Consider the following 17,175-nt stretch of genomic DNA (forward strand, 5'->3'; position numbering starts at 1 on the left):
TCCTTAGAAGAGATTGGATTGATTTTTAAGCAATGCTTCCACATCTTTATCGACCCTTATCTGGATTTCATGCTCAATCTTGACGTTCATATTAATCGTGATAGGTTTCTCTGGTGTCGCGACCTCAAGACGGACACAACCGCTGAGCAGTAAAATACCCAGAGCCATCGCCACACGCTCCCCTGCCAAAATCTTCATTCCTTCGCCCTCGTCGGTATTGGTGCTGTTGGTTGTGATGAAATACTTTGCTGTAATGAATTAGCTGGTGGTAATGAACTAGTTGGTGGTAATGAAATAGTCTGTTGCAACCACTCTTGTAAATTGTCACCAAATCGTAGGCTGCGCCAAAGTTGGAATAGGTTCTCCTGGTGCTGATAATTTAGCTCTACCGCCCGTGTGCCATTTTTCTGCGAATTCACACCATGAACTTTGGACGTTAGCGTCAACTGACCCAGATTATCCAGATCCACTTTGGCATACGATTGAGAAATCTCCATGTAACGCAACCAGTCAATCGCCGCACCCGCGGCAGTATTGCTCTCACTGATAGAATCGGTCAGATCTTTATCGAGACGTAATGTCAGCATGCCGTCATTGGCAATCCAACCATTACGCACCAGCCAGTGTGGGTTATTAAGATAAAGCGGTAATTCGCCGTTCACTTTGCCCGACATCGCAAATTGCTTCGGTTGTAATACGGTGAACAACGCGCTCAGATCAATCTCACTTAATTTGAGGACGGCGGCATCATGTTGTGGCAAACGCAGCGCAGACAAGCTCAGGTGGCCGTTCAAAATATCCATGCCGACATTGCTTAATGTTAGTGGTGCTGTTTCTGAATAAGGATAAGTCCCCTGTAAGTCAGCAGTAATATTCTGCATATCAAAGAGGTTATTCAACGAAGCGATACGTAGCATTACCGGCTCTTTAGCCCCTAACTGCCAATGATGGTTTTGTAAACGATACGACATTACAAAATCTAGCCCGCTTAATTCACCGTCCTGCAGCCACATGCCGCCATTATTTACCACCCAATGCCCACCGGCAGTAAACCCTTGTTCACGCGCCGCAGAGAATGCGGCTTGCGCATAAAACGTGCCATCACGCAGTTTGATCCCCAGATCTTTTGAAATCAGTGGCTGGAAGACCATTAATGACTGCTTAGGCCACCAACCCTCACCACGCAAGCGCTCACCATCCCAGCGGCCACGTAACGGAATTGGCCCGATAGACTGAGCTTGCAATTGACCTTGCCAGAGGAAACTGTCGAGATCGCGGCCATTGAATTGCAGTGATAACACTGACGGGGGTAGATAACCGCCACCATCACTGAACTCCACTTTTTTAGCGCTCAGCTTCAAACCTGCAATAAACGCGGGGTGGTGGTTATCTCGTTGCCAGGTCAGCGGTTTCGTCAATATTAAACGTGGAGCTTCCACCTTGACCAGGCCATATTGTAAGCGATCAAACCCCGTCGACAGTTTATCCACCGTAATCAGCGTATCCCGCCAATGCCCGGTCCCACCGACATCCCAGCGTGCCGCTAATGGCGGCAAGTTTCCGCTCCCCCAATAACGCCATTGCCAACTGCCCTTATCTGGCCAAAACTCTTGCGCCTGACCATCCAGATGCAGATTGACACTCCCCCAGTAGCTATCCTGAGCATCAACGATTGCCTGTAAACGCCCGGTAACACCCGCCGCGGTCACCCGGATCCCCGCCAACGGCCAACGGGCATCTTTTATCCGCAATTCCGGGGTCAAATTACCATAAGTGCGCAGCAAGGCTCCGGGGGACAATATCCACGTCGGATTCAATACTGAACCACTGAGTAAACCGGGGATCGTGGCGTTAAACACCATGGTTTCCAGATTCACTTGCCCACTTAGTTGGAATTTTAAATCACTGTTAATTAAACCCAAATTGCCCGGCCCCAGCGTCAATACAGCGTTCCCTTTGCCGTTTTTCCCCGAGGTAATCACGTTAATCCGTGCATCAATCGAGGTCTGTTCCAATCCTTGATCCCAATCGTGTAGTGTCAGGCTCACGCCCCCCTTCAAGGGCTGTTGACCATATGGCCATTGCCACTGACCGTTAACGATCTGAATGAGATTCGCCGAGGCTTGCCACGGTAAACGCGCTAAAGGTTGGTCATCGCCACGCTCAGTTAAGGTCAATACGCCCTGCTGTTGCTGCCAACTCAAGTTCAGTAACAAAGGCTTCGACAAATAACTGGTGGTCAATAGCCCATCTAATGCACCTTGCTCTGGCCACTCATCCAATGACAACGGAGTTTTAATTTTACCGCTAAGCTGAAACGGTTGAGGCATTCCGGGGACGGCAAGAGAGAATTGATGCAAGCTAAGTTGCTGTTGCTCATCCAATGTCGCAGCAAAGCTGAGCTGCTGCCCCTGATAGCGTAACGCCTGAAGAGTTTGGTTGTTGTCAGGTGATGCCAGTGTCAGCTTGCCTGCATATTGCTGCCAAGGAGTGACCAGCAGATGATTGATAGTGAGGTCAAAACGGGACAGTTGCTGCTGCCACTGCGCCAAATCGGGTGGAGAACTATCACCGCCAGACGGTAACTGATTCAAACAGGCAGTATCCAGCACCACATCACCCGCCCCCAACTGCCAGCGGCCTTGGTGATAGCCTATACTCAGTTGGCTGATATTAACGAGCGTACAATCCTGAGCCAAATAACGCAGTTGCTCAACACGCAACGCGCCATTACGCCACACAGGAGAAGCGGTTAATTGCAGTTGGCTACCCGCAGGTAACCAATACCCGGCAACTCTCGGTAACCATGTCGGCAGGGTTTTCCATAACACGAGCAGCGACAGTGCGCTTATTAACAACAACCAGCCTACTCTTTTTGCGCATTTAGCCATGACTTGCCTTGTTTTATCACCGACTTGACACTCGGTGCTTTAATCACCGCCACCTAAAAATAACCGGCCCCTACATTGCGGCAAGATACCATAATAAATAGGTGACAGTTGCCATTGAAAATGGTGATAAACACCTTATCTCTTTAGTATTAGTAAGTTACATGAAATACAATGAACTTATCATTGCCATAAATTGTATGACTTATTGAAATATGTTAAATTTATCACAATATTTTGGCGGAGAAATACGATGAAATTAGCCGTTTACAGTACCAAACAGTATGACCGTAAATACCTTGAGCTGGTCAACAAAGATTTTGGCTTTGAATTGGAATTTTTCGATTTTCTGCTTACTCCCAAAACAGCCAAAATGGCTGAGGGCTGTCAGGCGGTATGTCTCTTCGTCAATGATGATGGTTGCCGCGAAGTATTAACTGAACTGGCGACTATCGGCGTTAAAATTCTGGCATTGCGTTGTGCTGGCTTTAATAACGTGGATCTGGAAGCGGCCAAAGAGTTGGGTATACAAGTGGTCCGAGTGCCCGCATATTCACCTGAAGCCGTCGCGGAACATACCGTTGGCATGATGTTGAGCCTTAACCGACGCATTCACCGTGCCTATCAGCGAACCCGTGATGCCAATTTCTCGCTGGAAGGCTTGATTGGTTTCAATATGCATAACCGCACCGCGGGGATTATTGGCACAGGTAAAATTGGTGTTGCCACAATGCGTATCTTGAAAGGTTTTGGTATGCGCCTACTGGCGTTTGACCCTTATCCAAGTGAGCAAGCCCTAGAGTTGGGTGCAGAATATGTTGATCTGAAGACCTTGTACGCCAAGTCTGATGTTATCTCACTGCATTGCCCTATGACACCGGAAAACCATCATTTGCTCAATAAACAGTCATTTGATCAAATGAAAGATGGCGTGATGATCATTAATACCAGCCGTGGCGGTTTAATTGATTCAACGGCGGCGATCGATGCGTTAAAACAACAGAAAATAGGCTCCCTCGGTATGGACGTTTATGAAAATGAACGTGATTTATTCTTTGAAGATAAATCCAATGACGTCATTCAGGATGATGTTTTCCGCCGTTTGTCCTCTTGCCATAACGTGTTATTTACCGGGCATCAGGCGTTCCTGACCGAGGAAGCACTGACCAGTATCTCTGTCACCACATTGCAGAATATTGCTCAGTTGGATAAAGGCGAATTCTGCCCAAATATCATCACCCTCTAATGTGTTAATACCTAATAGCGGATATCGAGTGTACATTCTCCCTATCCGTTGTTATGAGCAGGAGATAATATGAGAAAGATCGTTCCAGTGGCTATTATCGGTGTACTTCTGGCAGGATGCGGCGGTATGAATCAGTCTGGGAATAATACGATGAGTCCTGTGAAAAACAGTAGCAATGTGACCGAAAGTGACTTGCTACACCATAATTTTGTATTGGTCAGCATTGATGGTAAGCCGCCGGTTAAAACACCAGGACCAAATATTGAGTTTGGTGAAAATATGCATATTGCAGGTGCGATGTGTAATCGATTTATGGGCCAAGGTGAATTAAAAAACGGCATATTGACGGCTAAGGGGCTGGCGAGTACCCGTATGCTATGCGCTGATGAACAACTCAATCAATGGGACTCACTGATCGGCGATATATTACACAGTGGCGTGAAAGTGACCTTAAATAAAGGGCAATTGACGATGAGTAATAGTACGCACACCTTAGTTTACCAACAGAAAGATTGGGTTAACTGATGCTCATTGGCGCATAACATCTTAGGTGGCAGTTTTCTCATGGCTGCTGCCAGTTAACGCACCGGGCACGCACCGCGCAACAAAGCGCCCTCGTCGCAACGCTTACCATCCGGTAACTGGCACATGCCTACGCTACCACCATGAAGTTGCCTTGCGTTAGCCAATATCCCCCCCGCATTAATACAATTAGCTGCCGCCGAATTGGACATATTGACGTCATTGGACATATTAACATTACGATAAGCAATGGCGCTGGTAGCCTGCTGCTCGGGTTCGTAGGTTTCGCTATTATTTAACGTATTGCTATTTGAACCATTACTGCTACATGCGGCTAAAAATAGCGCCATACAGCACACTAATCCCTGAAATATTCTCATTCTTTTGCTCCGGCAGGATGGACTCATCAATCTACAATTTATAAACCTGGTTAGTATGTAGTACATAACGCTATTTAGTACATCACGCTATTGGGAATAGATGAAGCACTACATGATAAAAATAACCCCAGTATAATACACAACTCATCCAATATTCGGGTAAGTCAGTCATTCGGATATACCATTTCGGCTAACTTCGCGGTAGCGTCAAGGAAGAAAGGTGTAGTCATCGGTTAGAGGATCAGATATCTATAATCTGTACAAAAATAAAACGGGAACCACCATGATCACTGATTTATGGAAGTGACGTTGTCACCGAGAAAGACGGTAAACCAGGTTTATGAAAAATTATTAGCTATTGAGGGAATACAGCAGTTAGATATTAAGTAGCGCGTTAGCAGCTCCGCGTTATCGTTCAATCAACGATAACGCGGAAAATAGAGACTTATAGCTTATTTAATAAAAAACATGCCGTTTCGCACAGATTAATGCATTGGCGTCTTGGACAAGAGGTTAATCACCATGACACCCGAAACAATCAGTGCCATACCCACAATCGCCGCCCAATCCAACTTTTGTTGATACATAAAGGTGGCAGCGATTGAGACCAGTACAATCCCTAAACCTGACCAAATTGCATAAGCAATACCCAGCGGCATGGTTTTAACTACCTGCGAAAGCCCCCAGAAGGCAATACCATAGCCAATCACCACAACCACTGACGGGACTAATCGAGAAAAACCATCGGACGCTTTCAGCATCGTCGTCGCAACCACTTCGGCAATAATCGCCATAAATAAATAGACAAAACTGCTCATTATCATTCTCTCATTTCAACATAAGGGCGACATTATGCCCCCACAAAGTTAAATCTTCATTAAATTGACGTCTGCTTCACAAGCCGCTTTACAAATCAGCTAGTTGGTAAACTAATTACCTTGTAAACAAATCACCTTACAACCCTCTTTTATTGGCGGGGCCATAATCATTATGTTAAACGAAAATACGATATCGCTGTGAAGCCACCAATAGTTTACAAATTGTAATAAAGATTATCTGAAAAGATCTATATCACTGCCCTTCCCACAAATAGGCTCACCTTGCATTTTGTTGAACCGTATTTGGTGAATTCAGCCACACAAACGCGATAACTGGCAAAGAATATCCTCTGCTAAAATTTTACCATTAGCTCAAATAATAAATTAGTTCAAAGAATGTGTTAGCAATCAGAGACACCCATTACGACGTTTTCTCTGCGTGAAAAGCAATGTGAAGGTACAAATTAATGATTACGACTGACGGCAACAGCGCAGTGGCCTCTGTGGCCTACCGTGCCAGCGAAGTTATTGCTATCTACCCCATTACCCCCAGCTCTACGATGGCAGAGCAAGCCGATGCCTGGTCTGGTGATGGCAAAGTGAACATCTGGGGCGATGTACCGAGGGTGGTTGAAATGCAGTCCGAAGGGGGGGCTATCGCCACGGTTCATGGGGCATTGCAAACCGGCGCATTATCAACCTCTTTTACCTCCTCGCAGGGATTGCTATTAATGATCCCAACACTGTACAAACTGGCCGGCGAACTGACACCCTTTGTGCTTCATGTTGCCGCCCGGACAATTGCGACCCACGCATTATCCATCTTTGGTGATCATTCCGATGTGATGGCGGTACGCCAGACAGGTTGTGCCATGTTATGCGCCAGTAGCGTACAGGAGGCTCAGGATTTTGCCCTGATTTCGCAGATTTCCACCCTGAATAGCCGGATCCCGTTTATCCATTTCTTTGATGGTTTTCGCACCTCACATGAAATCAATAAAATAGATCCACTCAGTGATGAGACGTTGCGCCAGTTATTGCCTCAAGCAGGGATTAATGCGCACCGGAGCCGGGCTCTTTCGCCAGATCACCCGGTGGTACGCGGCACCTCGGCCAATCCAGATACCTATTTCCAGTCACGGGAAGCCACTAACCCTTGGTATAACAGCACCTATCAGCATGTTGCGGATGCCATGCAGGCATTTGCTGAAGCCACAGGGCGTGAATATAAACCGTTTGAATATTACGGCCATCCACAAGCTGACCGTATCATTATTTTAATGGGCTCCGCTATCGGTACCTGCGAAGAGGTTATTGACACCTTGCTCACCCGAGGGGAGAAAGTAGGCGTGCTGAAAGTACGCTTATTTCGCCCCTTCTCCGCGCAGCATCTGCTTGCGCTCTTGCCCGTGTCGGTCAGCAAAATTGCGGTTTTGGATCGCACCAAAGAGCCTGGCGCATTGGCTGAACCCCTGTATTTGGATGTAATGACGGCATTAGCTGAAGCTTATAGCCGTGGTGATCGTGATAGATTGCCAAAAGTCATTGGGGGACGCTATGGCTTATCCTCCAAAGAATTTGGTCCCCATTGCGTATTGGCCATTTTCAGAGAACTGTCATTAGACTTACCTCGCCCCCGGTTTACGGTTGGAATTTTTGATGATGTGACCGGCCTGTCGTTGCCCCTAAGCGACGAAAAAATTGAATCGCGCGCTACACTGGAAGCCCTATTTTATGGTCTGGGAAGTGATGGTTCAGTCTCTGCCACCAAGAATAACATCAAGATTATCGGCAACAGCACCGCACTCTACGCTCAAGGTTATTTTGTTTACGATTCGAAGAAGGCTGGCGGCCTGACTGTCTCTCATCTACGCGTAAGCCAGACGCCGATTAACTCAGCGTATTTGGTTAGCCACGCCGATTTTGTCGGCTGCCACCAGCTACAGTTTATCGATATCTATCAAATGGCTGAACGCCTTAAACCCGGTGGGGTCTTCTTACTCAACACTCCCTTCAGTGTGGATGAGATGTGGCAACGTCTGCCACAAGACGTTCAGGCAGTATTGCATCAGCGCCATGCCCGCTTGTTTGTAATCAATGCTGCGAAAATTGCCCGTGAGTGCAAACTCGGTGCCCGTATCAATACCGTCATGCAGATGGCCTTCTTCCATCTGACACAGATTCTGCCAACGGCCATGGCACAAGAGCAATTACGGGCTGCGATTGAACGTAGTTACAGCAATAAAGGGGCAGAAATTGTCACCCGCAACTGGCAGGCACTGGATGCAACTCTCGAAGCCTTGATTGAAATCCCACTACAACCTATTAATGAAAACAGCCCTGTACGCCCACCGATTGTTTCAGACCAAGCGCCCAATTTCGTTAAAACCGTTACGGCCACCATGCTGGCAGGCTTGGGTGATACGCTGCCAGTATCGGCCTTCCCGCCCGATGGCACCTGGCCTGTCGGTACTACTCAGTGGGAAAAACGCAATATTGCAGAAAACATTCCCATCTGGCAGCCAGACCTTTGTACACAATGCAATCACTGTGTCGCGGCCTGCCCACACTCGGCTATCCGTGCCAAAGTGGTACAACCCGAGGCCATGGCCGGTGCACCAGACAGCTTACAGTCACTGGATGTCAAAGCCCGTGATATGCGCGGGCAGAAATATGTCTTGCAAGTGGCACCCGAAGATTGTACTGGCTGCAACTTGTGTTATGAAGTCTGCCCTGCCAAGGATCGCCAACATCCAGAAATCAAAGCGATTAACATGTGGCCGCGTCTGGAACACCGGGCGGCAGAAAAAGCACATTATGACTTCTTCCTCAAACTGCCTGAAATCGATAAAACGCAAATGGAACGTATTGATATCCGGACTTCACAATTGATTTCACCGCTGTTTGAATATTCCGGGGCCTGTTCTGGTTGTGGTGAAACACCGTATATCAAATTGCTGACCCAGTTGTATGGCGATCGTCTGCTCATTGCCAATGCCACCGGTTGCTCTTCGATCTATGGCGGTAACCTGCCTACCACGCCGTACACCACCAATGCCGATGGTCGTGGGCCTGCATGGGCAAACTCATTGTTCGAAGATAATGCTGAGTTTGGTTTAGGCTTTCGCCTAACCGTCGATCAGCATCACAAGCGTGTTACTCGACTGATCCAACAGTTAGCACCTCAACTACCGAATGAGTTGGTAAATCAACTCATCAATCAGGAGCCCCCCCCGGAAGAGCGACGTCGGCAAGTCTCACAATTGCGCCAGTTGTTACGTGAGATACCAGGCAATGATGCGCAACAGTTGGCGACAGACGCCGACTATCTGGTGGATAAATCTATCTGGCTTATCGGCGGTGATGGCTGGGCATATGACATCGGTTTTGGCGGTTTGGACCATGTCCTGAGCCTGACAGAAAACGTCAATGTTCTGGTACTGGACACCCAGTGCTATTCCAATACCGGTGGCCAGCAATCCAAGGCCACTCCCCTTGGGGCGGTCACCAAATTTGGTGAGCACGGTAAACGCAAAGCGCGCAAAGATTTGGGTGTCAGTATGATGATGTATGGCCACGTCTATGTGGCACAGATCTCTATTGGGGCACAGCTAAATCAGACAGTGAAAGCCATTCAGGAAGCGGAAGCTTATCCCGGCCCGTCACTGATTATTGCTTACAGCCCTTGTGAGGAACACGGTTACGATTTGGCATACAGCCATGACCAAATGAAGCAATTGACGGCCACCGGTTTCTGGCCATTGTATCGCTTTGACCCGCGCCGCGCCGATGAAGGCAAAACCGCGTTAGCACTGGATTCACGCCCACCGGGCAGTGATTTGACCACCACACTGCTCAATGAGCAACGTTTCCGCCGGTTAAACACGCAAGAACCCGCCGTTGCTGCCCAGTTATATGCCGAGGCTGAAAAAGATCTAAAAAAACGCTATGACTTCTTGAGTTTACTCGCAGGCAAAACAGAAAAAATGCCTTCGGAATAAACCGTACTATCGTTTACCCCGTTCAATTCACTGAGCCAGTTAGCTAAACCGCTGACTGGCTTTTTCTATTATCTTGATTTTTCTATTATCTTGATTTTTTTATATTCTTGTTTTTAGCTTAAACGCTGTGTCGGCGCGTACAAAAGTGGTTTTTAGAGAAAGCAGGCTGCACAGATGTTGTCACAACAGTGGCCTTCTATCGGGCATTGCTTGAGTGCTATTATAAGGAACATAGGTCACAACCGCCCCCATTATGCCCCTAACTGAATATGAGTTACGAATAAATGCTAGAAAAACAATCGGTTAATCAAAAAGAACAGTACAGTTTTAACAAACTGCAAAAACGGTTGCGGCGCAATGTCGGCCAGGCTATCGCCGATTTCAATATGATCGAAGAAGGTGACCGTGTGATGGTTTGCCTGTCTGGCGGTAAAGACAGCTACACCATGCTAGATATTTTGCAAAGTCTGCAAAAAAGTGCCCCCATCAATTTCTCGTTGATCGCAGTTAATCTGGATCAGAAACAACCCGGTTTTCCGGAAGATATCCTGCCGGCCTATTTAGATAAACAGGGGGTGGAATACAAAATTGTAGAAGAGAATACCTACGGGATCGTAAAAAAGATTATTCCTGAAGGTAAAACAACCTGCTCTCTGTGTTCCCGGCTGCGCCGTGGTATTTTATACCGCACAGCCACTGAACTGGGAGCGACAAAAATAGCGCTTGGTCATCACCGCGATGATATTCTACAAACACTCTTTTTGAATATGTTCTATGGCGGCAAACTGAAAGGTATGCCACCTAAATTAATGAGTGATGATGGCAAACATATTGTCATCCGCCCTCTGGCCTACTGCCGTGAAAAAGATATTGAGCGTTTTGCCGTTGCCAGAGAGTACCCGATTATCCCATGTAACTTATGCGGCTCACAGCCAAACCTGCAACGTCAAGTCATAAAAGATATGCTACGTGACTGGGATAAACAGTATCCAGGCCGTATCGAGACCATGTTCAGTGCGATGCAAAATGTGGTGCCATCACATTTAAATGATCATAAGTTATTTGATTTCAAAAGTATTACTCATGACAGCGACATTATTGATGGCGGCGATTTAGCCTTTGATCGGGAAGAGTTGCCACTGAACCCGGTCGGTTGGCAGCCAGAAGATGACGAAGACACAGAAAAACGGCAACCAGTACGCCTTGAGGTGCTGGAAATTAAATAGGCGGCTAATCAGTCCAGCCTCGTTCCGTTTATGACATGGAATGAGGCGCATTATTTGCTCTTCCCTGCACGACTCTTTTTATGCATAAAAAAATGCCGATGTTATTTCAACATCGGCACCGTAACAATTAAATGCTATGCAGTAATTCAAAATAAAAGTATTACAAATATGGAGCGCAACGCCCATCGCTTGACGTTGCATTCACCTGCAAAATAATCATGCCTGAGCTACAATAACAAATTCTTGATGTGGCTCAATTTTTCGGTGATTAATTCCACCATGCACGCCCTATTTTCTTAGGTTACGTTCAGTCAACTAAAGCCATTTACTGCGTTTTAACCACCAGGCAACACTCAATACCAGAACCACCAACATCATACAAAATATGGCGAAACCGAAGGCATCGGTATTGCCGGGTATGCCTCCCAGGTTGACGCCAAATAACCCAGTCAGAAATGTTGTCGGTAAAAACACCATGGCCAAGAGTGACATGGTATAGGTACGTCGGTTCATGGCATCAGCCATTAATGAACTTATCTCATCAGATAAAACTGCTGTCCGGGCAATACTGCCATCCAGATCTTCTAAACCACGGCCTAAACGCTCCGAGATTTCCTGCATCCGCCGGCGGTCATCGTCATTCATCCAAGGTAAACGCTCGCTCGCCAGCCGGGAAAAGGCATCTCGCTGTGGGGCCATATATCTTCGTAATACAATCAGTTGTTTACGTAACAATGCCATTTGTCCACGCGGTGGAACTTTTTGCTCCATCAAATCATCTTCCAAATCAATGATTTTATCGTGCAAGTCTTCAATAAATTCGCTGGTGTGATCCGTCAGTCCATCAACAATATCAACCAACCAATGACCACTACCTGTTGGTCCTGTGCCACTTTGTAAATCGTTTAATACGTTATCGATGGAATACACTTTGCGATGACGGGTTGAGACAATTAATTTATCCGTCATATAAACCCGTATAGTGACCAACTGGTCTGGGCGGGCATCATTATTAAAGTTGATACCCCGTAGCGTTATCATCGTGCCATCGCCCAAACGGGTAATTTTAGGGCGCATACTCTCGCCTGCGAGTCCGTCGCGCACAACCTCAGGTAATAAAGGCGTATTTTGTAGCCATTCCGCACTCTCTGGATAGGTATAATCCAAATGTAACCAACAAGGCTGCGTAGCACTGGCTACCACATCGACACTGATGGCTGTCATCCCACCTTTGCCATCAAGCTGATAAGCATAGACTGCATCAGAGACTTGAAGCGCTTTCCCTTCGACTACATCCACAACAGCATCCTCTTGTTTAACATTCATCATGCAATTAGCTCAGTGTAGCGCTAGCAACCCGATCTTTAAAGGTAGTGAGCCAAGGATAACCCTGGGTGGCGTTATAAAATATTCGCTGATGTTGACGAAACAAGGGCAAGCCAAGGCGCGAAAATAATCATGAAGAAAGGATAAGAAAAAATGCAAAGGCGGATTGAAATCCGCCTCTGTTAATTATTTAAAAATAATAAATCTATAGCTATCAGTGCTTAATAATATATAAATTCTGACTGTAAGCAACATCTTCTGGATTGGTTATCGGATAACCTTTCACCCAGGGTTTAATTAAGCGGCCATTAGTAAATTGATATATTGGTGCGATAGGGACCTGTTCCGCAATAATTTGCTCTGCTTTATTATAATCAGCATTCAGTGCTTTAGCGTTCGTCTGCTTACCCGCATCGGCCAGTAAACGATCGTAATCAGCATTATTGAATTTGGCAATATTCCCGCTATGCCTCGATGTTAATAACGACAAGAAAGTTGACGGTTCATTATAATCACCTATCCATGATGCTCGTACGACATCAAAATTACCGGTATTACGGCTATCAATATAGGTTTTCCATTCTTGATTGACCATTTTCACATCAATACCCAGTGTCTTTTTCCACATCGATGCGATAGCAATAGCCAACTTTTGATTATTATCGGAGGTGTTATACAGCAAGGTTAATGTTAACGGTTTATCTGGGCCATAGCCCGCAGCATGCAGCAAAGCTTTGGCTTGAGCATTTAACTCATCTTGGCTCTGTTGCTGCAATAAACTCGCCGCCGGTTCATAGCCTGCAGTGACATCTGGGGTAAAGTGATAAGCGGGTTTTTCTCCGGTACCTAATACCTTCTCAGCAATAATTTTGCGATCTATCGCATAGGATAATGCTTTACGTACCCTAACATCATTGGTCGGCGCGCGTTGAGTATTAAAAGCATAATAATAAGTCCCTAACTGATCCGGGGTATAAACTTGATCAGAAATATCCTTTAACAGTTTTTGATACAAATTCTTCGGGAATGATTCCGTAATATCAACATCCCCTGCCAGATAGCGTTTGGTGGCATTCGCTTCTTGGCTAATAGGAACAAAGGTTACTTTGGTCAGAACAGTACGGCCATGATCCCAGTAATACTCATTGGGAACAAACACTAACTTTTCATTAACGACTCGATCTTGTAATTTAAATGCACCATTACCGACCAAATTACCGACCTTAGTCCAATTGTTACCATATTTTTCAATAACAGATTGTGGCACGGGGAATAAACTGAAATTTGCGGTCAGGCTTGGAAAATAAGGAACGGGTTTGCTGAGTTTAACTTTCAGGGTGTAATTATCAATAGCGCTCACACCCAACGCTTCCGGTGGAATTTTACCGGAAATAATCTGTTGTGCATTCTCCATCCCAGCCAGTTCTGCAAACCAGGCAAACGGAGACAAACTTTTAGGATCGACCAAGCGACGCCAGCTGTAGACAAAATCTTGCGCAGTGACAGGCTCGCCATTAGACCATTTCGCATCTTTACGTAAGGTGAAGATATAGGTTTGGTTATCTGCTGTTTTCCAGCTCAATGCGACACCGGGAATAGGCTGCCCATGGGCATCTTGATTAACCAGACCTTCAAACAGATCCCGTACCACCTGAGCCTCTATCAACCCAACGGCTTTCATTGGATCCAGCGATGCTGGCTCATCTTTAATATGCCGAACAATTTCTTGTTTTTCAGCCAATACCGTTCCAGGAGGTACCTCAGCCGCATTTGCCGCTCCCAGTACTGAACCGACTACTACGGCACATAATGCATAACGAAAATAGTGCATAATCGATAACCTTATCGTTGTTGTTCCATATCAGCGAAAGTAGATTCTCAATACCCAGCATGCTGGCCAACACACCACGTAGGCAATACTCAGGCCAGTCCTTAGGTCCATCATTCTCATAAATTTAACGCATCATTATTTTCAAATCTATTTATTTATGGCAAATCAAGTTACATATATTTAACATCAAAGCAGCCCAATGAGAAAGACATAAACCAGTAGATTAGATGCCGTCGTGACGACGATAAATTCGTACAATCTTCCTGCTTCAGCCTATTGGTTATCGAATTTTATCTGTCAGTTCTTCGAGCTAATCTGTCGGTTCTTCGAACCAATAAAATTATCGTGCCGTTCCCCATTCATGTTAACAATTTGAATGATGATAAACTAAGTGATAATTTCTTACTTACTGAATCTGAATAGTGGCACTATAAACACCATGAATGTTCTTCGCCCCCGCTCTGCACGCGGTAATGTTATCGTTTCAGGCCAACAATACGGTCAATCTCTGCTGGGCAGCCCGCTACTTTACTTCCCTGCTTCCACACCTTCGGTGAATACTGGCTTGATTATCGCAGGGACTCATGGTGATGAAACTGCCGCGGTTGTTGCGTTATCCTGTGCTTTACGCAGCCTCTCAGCGCAACAACAACGCCACCATGTGGTATTGGCGGTGAATCCTGATGGCTGCCAGTTAGGGCTACGGGCGAATGCCAATGGTGTCGACCTTAATCGTAATTTTCCAGCCCAAAACTGGCAATCGGGCGATACTGTCTATCGTTGGAATAGTGCGGCAAATGCTCGTGACGTGGTGTTATCAACAGGTGAACAGGCAGGTTCTGAGCCAGAAACTCAAGCTCTATGCGCATTAATCGCCCAGTTATCACCAAGTTGGGTGGTTTCGTTTCATGAGCCGTTAGCCTGCATTGAAGATCCCCAATGTTCAGCATTAGGTACCCGGCTGGCAGAGCAATTTGAACTCCCGTTGGTCACCAGTGTAGGTTATGCCACGCTTGGTTCTTTCGGCAGTTGGTGTGCAGACCGTGATTTGCCGTGTATTACTGCGGAATTACCGCCAATTTCATCTGATGCCGCCAGCGAATGTTATCTGGCGGCTTTCATTGATTTACTGACGTTGGCGGATTAAGCCGACAAATCTATCGCGCTAGTCTATCGTGCCAGTAGGTCTATGGTACCAGTAGAAAAATGCAGTCCCTCCTCTACGTCATTTACCAACCAGGTCGGGCCATCTAAATCAATAAAACGAGCCCCCGGAGCTAAGGGCAGTGCCGCGCGGATGGCACGAGAGGTACACAGCATACAGCCGAGCATAATGGCAAACCCCATCGATTTAGCCTGTTCAGCCAGCAACAGTGCCTCGGTCAGCCCACCACTTTTATCCAGTTTGATGTTTACCATATCATAGCGACCCACCAAACCCGCTAAATCAGCCCGCGTGTGACAGCTTTCATCCGCACAGATGGGTAATGGATGGATGAAGTTCTGTAAACTACTGTCTTCTCCTGCGGGTAATGGCTGTTCTAACATCACCACCCCCAAGTCAGCAAGTAATTGGCAACGCGCTGCCAGCCCTTCAGGCTGCCAAGCCTCATTAGCATCAACGATTAATGTTACCTCTGGCACCACACTGCGTATCGCAACCAAGCGTTCGGCGATCAGGTGCTCATCAAGTTTGACTTTCAACAAGTGGGCCCCAAGCTGCACCAATGCTTTGGCTCTGCATGCCATGGCTTCCGGGGTGCCAATACTGACAGTCTGAGCCATGGCAACTGTTTCAACTGCCGTTATCTGGCTTCGCTGCCATAAACTTTGCCGATGTTGCAAACACTCCAGTTGCCATAACGCAGAATCGACGGCATTCCTCGCCGCTCCAGCCGATAACAGTGGCTGTAAGGCTTCCCGCGAGATGCCATGCTCAATAGCATCAGCCACCAAAGCGAGCTGTGCCATCACCGAAGATTCACTTTCTCCATAATGCGGGTATGGAGTACATTCACCGAATGCATGAATACCGTTCTCCTCAATTTCAACAACGATAACTTTAGCTTCAGTGCGGCTGCCACGGGAAATGACAAACGTGGAGTGAAGAGGCCAGGCCTCTGGGTAAAAACGCACTGTTCTCATTATCGCTCCTTGGCAGAATGCAACTTTAGCTTTTAGGTATGAGACCCTCATACGTCTATCCGTTAAGTTTTTAAACGGGCTTTTTAGCGAATTTTCTATATCCAAGCCGCTGTTGTTATCTTAAACTGAAATTCGTGTTACACATCTGTAAAAGGGACCTAATAATGACACAGACCGTACATTTCCAAGGCAATCCAGTTTCTGTCGCAGGTAAACTGCCACAAACCGGTGATAAAGCGAAAGACTTCACTTTGGTAGCAAAAGATTTATCTGACGTTGCCCTGAGCAGCTTTGCTGGCAAACGCAAAGTCCTGAATATCTTCCCAAGTATTGATACCGGCGTTTGCGCCACCTCTGTACGTAAGTTCAATCAACTGGCTGGCGAACTTGAGAACACAGTCGTGCTTTGTATCTCCTCTGACCTGCCCTTTGCTCAATCACGTTTTTGCGGGGCTGAAGGTCTGAGTAACGTCATCACGCTGTCAACTCTGCGCGGCGCTGATTTTAAACAAGCTTACGGTGTGGCAATTACTGAAGGCCCTCTGGCAGGTTTGACCGCGCGCGCTGTTGTCGTACTGGATGGCCAAGACAACGTCATTTATAGCGAACTGGTTAACGAAATCACTACCGAACCAAACTACGATGCCGCGCTGGCTGCACTGAAATAAACAAGTATCACCACCCAGCATTAATCAATGCCATACAGTAATCAATGCTGGGTAATAATCAGTATTGTATAGTAATCAGTACTGTATAGTGACTCAAAACGGCTGCCCCACTCGGGTACAGCCG

At 46.6% G+C, this 17,175-nt stretch carries 13 protein-coding genes and 1 pseudogene; 7 read left to right on the forward strand and 7 right to left on the reverse strand.

Annotated elements, in window-relative coordinates; all coding sequences use genetic code 11:
* Window positions 1–3: 3 nt before the first annotated feature.
* The gene (locus tag AC971_RS05825) at window positions 4–198 is read right to left on the reverse strand and encodes a YnbE family lipoprotein (protein WP_025383978.1); all 195 of its coding nucleotides are present in this window, start codon (window positions 196–198) and stop codon (window positions 4–6) included.
* Window positions 195–2,891 (reverse strand): YdbH family protein, encoded by a 2,697-nt coding sequence (locus AC971_RS05830; RefSeq protein WP_025383979.1) that lies wholly within the window; start codon window positions 2,889–2,891, stop codon window positions 195–197. The genes AC971_RS05825 and AC971_RS05830 overlap by 4 nt, the downstream gene beginning before the upstream one ends.
* A gap of 250 nt (window positions 2,892–3,141) precedes the next feature.
* Between AC971_RS05830 and AC971_RS05835 the strand changes: the two genes are divergently transcribed.
* Window positions 3,142–4,134 (forward strand): 2-hydroxyacid dehydrogenase, encoded by a 993-nt coding sequence (locus AC971_RS05835; RefSeq protein WP_025383980.1) that lies wholly within the window; start codon window positions 3,142–3,144, stop codon window positions 4,132–4,134.
* 69 nt (window positions 4,135–4,203) lie between these two features.
* A complete protein-coding gene (gene hslJ / locus AC971_RS05840; RefSeq protein WP_025383981.1) occupies window positions 4,204–4,659 on the forward strand; it encodes a heat shock protein HslJ in 456 nt (151 codons plus the stop codon).
* A 53-nt stretch (window positions 4,660–4,712) separates the two neighbouring features.
* Here hslJ and AC971_RS05845 read toward each other — a convergent pair whose 3' ends face one another.
* On the reverse strand, window positions 4,713–5,036 hold the full coding sequence (locus AC971_RS05845) for a putative hemolysin (protein ID WP_072081270.1): 324 nt from the start codon (window positions 5,034–5,036) through the stop codon (window positions 4,713–4,715).
* A 297-nt stretch (window positions 5,037–5,333) separates the two neighbouring features.
* Between AC971_RS05845 and AC971_RS24190 the strand changes: the two are divergent.
* Window positions 5,334–5,426, forward strand: a pseudogene (locus tag AC971_RS24190) (MgtC/SapB family protein); the annotation flags it as partial.
* A 95-nt stretch (window positions 5,427–5,521) separates the two neighbouring features.
* Here AC971_RS24190 and AC971_RS05850 read toward each other — a convergent pair.
* Window positions 5,522–5,854 carry a DMT family transporter gene (locus AC971_RS05850; protein ID WP_025383983.1) on the reverse strand — a complete coding sequence of 111 codons (333 nt, stop codon included), beginning with the start codon at window positions 5,852–5,854 and terminating at the stop codon, window positions 5,522–5,524.
* Window positions 5,855–6,321: 467 nt separating this feature from the next.
* On the opposite strand from AC971_RS05850, the gene nifJ reads away from it, so the two are divergent.
* Window positions 6,322–9,855, forward strand: a complete 3,534-nt coding sequence (nifJ, locus tag AC971_RS05855) for a pyruvate:ferredoxin (flavodoxin) oxidoreductase (protein ID WP_025383984.1) — start codon at window positions 6,322–6,324, stop codon at window positions 9,853–9,855.
* Window positions 9,856–10,139: 284 nt separating this feature from the next.
* Window positions 10,140–11,081, forward strand: a complete 942-nt coding sequence (gene ttcA / locus AC971_RS05860) for a tRNA 2-thiocytidine(32) synthetase TtcA (RefSeq protein WP_025383985.1) — start codon at window positions 10,140–10,142, stop codon at window positions 11,079–11,081.
* Between the two features lie 315 nt (window positions 11,082–11,396).
* Here ttcA and zntB read toward each other — a convergent pair whose 3' ends face one another.
* On the reverse strand, window positions 11,397–12,380 hold the full coding sequence (gene zntB / locus AC971_RS05865; RefSeq protein ID WP_038402714.1) for a zinc transporter ZntB: 984 nt from the start codon (window positions 12,378–12,380) through the stop codon (window positions 11,397–11,399).
* Between the two features lie 241 nt (window positions 12,381–12,621).
* Window positions 12,622–14,238 carry a peptide ABC transporter substrate-binding protein gene (locus AC971_RS05870; protein WP_025383987.1) on the reverse strand — a complete coding sequence of 539 codons (1,617 nt, stop codon included), beginning with the start codon at window positions 14,236–14,238 and terminating at the stop codon, window positions 12,622–12,624.
* 439 nt (window positions 14,239–14,677) lie between these two features.
* Between AC971_RS05870 and mpaA the strand changes: the two genes are divergently transcribed.
* Entirely contained in the window at window positions 14,678–15,385 is a 708-nt protein-coding gene (mpaA, locus tag AC971_RS05875) for a murein tripeptide amidase MpaA (RefSeq protein ID WP_025383988.1), read from the forward strand.
* Window positions 15,386–15,408: 23 nt separating this feature from the next.
* Here mpaA and ycjG read toward each other — a convergent pair whose 3' ends face one another.
* Window positions 15,409–16,383 carry an L-Ala-D/L-Glu epimerase gene (gene ycjG, locus AC971_RS05880; protein WP_025383989.1) on the reverse strand — a complete coding sequence of 325 codons (975 nt, stop codon included), beginning with the start codon at window positions 16,381–16,383 and terminating at the stop codon, window positions 15,409–15,411.
* A 164-nt stretch (window positions 16,384–16,547) separates the two neighbouring features.
* On the opposite strand from ycjG, the gene tpx reads away from it, so the two are divergent.
* On the forward strand, window positions 16,548–17,051 hold the full coding sequence (gene tpx / locus AC971_RS05885) for a thiol peroxidase (RefSeq protein ID WP_025383990.1): 504 nt from the start codon (window positions 16,548–16,550) through the stop codon (window positions 17,049–17,051).
* The last annotated feature ends 124 nt before the right edge of the window (window positions 17,052–17,175 follow it).

It is taken from the genome of Yersinia similis (assembly GCF_001053095.1).
GTDB classification, from domain to species: domain Bacteria; phylum Pseudomonadota; class Gammaproteobacteria; order Enterobacterales; family Enterobacteriaceae; genus Yersinia; species Yersinia similis.

What these genes read in the sequence shown, in the direction of transcription:
- ttcA (WP_025383985.1), top strand. Translation starts at nt 10,140, where the DNA reads ATGCTAGAAAAACAATCGGTTAATCAAAAAGAACAGTACAGTTTTAAC.
- hslJ (WP_025383981.1), top strand. Translation starts at nt 4,204, where the DNA reads ATGAGAAAGATCGTTCCAGTGGCTATTATCGGTGTACTTCTGGCAGGA.
- mpaA (WP_025383988.1), top strand. Translation starts at nt 14,678, where the DNA reads ATGAATGTTCTTCGCCCCCGCTCTGCACGCGGTAATGTTATCGTTTCA.
- tpx (WP_025383990.1), top strand. Translation starts at nt 16,548, where the DNA reads ATGACACAGACCGTACATTTCCAAGGCAATCCAGTTTCTGTCGCAGGT.
- AC971_RS05845 (WP_072081270.1), bottom strand. Translation starts at nt 5,036, where the DNA reads ATGAGAATATTTCAGGGATTAGTGTGCTGTATGGCGCTATTTTTAGCC.
- AC971_RS05825 (WP_025383978.1), bottom strand. Translation starts at nt 198, where the DNA reads ATGAAGATTTTGGCAGGGGAGCGTGTGGCGATGGCTCTGGGTATTTTA.
- nifJ (WP_025383984.1), top strand. Translation starts at nt 6,322, where the DNA reads ATGATTACGACTGACGGCAACAGCGCAGTGGCCTCTGTGGCCTACCGT.
- ycjG (WP_025383989.1), bottom strand. Translation starts at nt 16,383, where the DNA reads ATGAGAACAGTGCGTTTTTACCCAGAGGCCTGGCCTCTTCACTCCACG.
- AC971_RS05870 (WP_025383987.1), bottom strand. Translation starts at nt 14,238, where the DNA reads ATGCACTATTTTCGTTATGCATTATGTGCCGTAGTAGTCGGTTCAGTA.
- AC971_RS05830 (WP_025383979.1), bottom strand. Translation starts at nt 2,891, where the DNA reads ATGGCTAAATGCGCAAAAAGAGTAGGCTGGTTGTTGTTAATAAGCGCA.
- AC971_RS05850 (WP_025383983.1), bottom strand. Translation starts at nt 5,854, where the DNA reads ATGAGCAGTTTTGTCTATTTATTTATGGCGATTATTGCCGAAGTGGTT.
- AC971_RS05835 (WP_025383980.1), top strand. Translation starts at nt 3,142, where the DNA reads ATGAAATTAGCCGTTTACAGTACCAAACAGTATGACCGTAAATACCTT.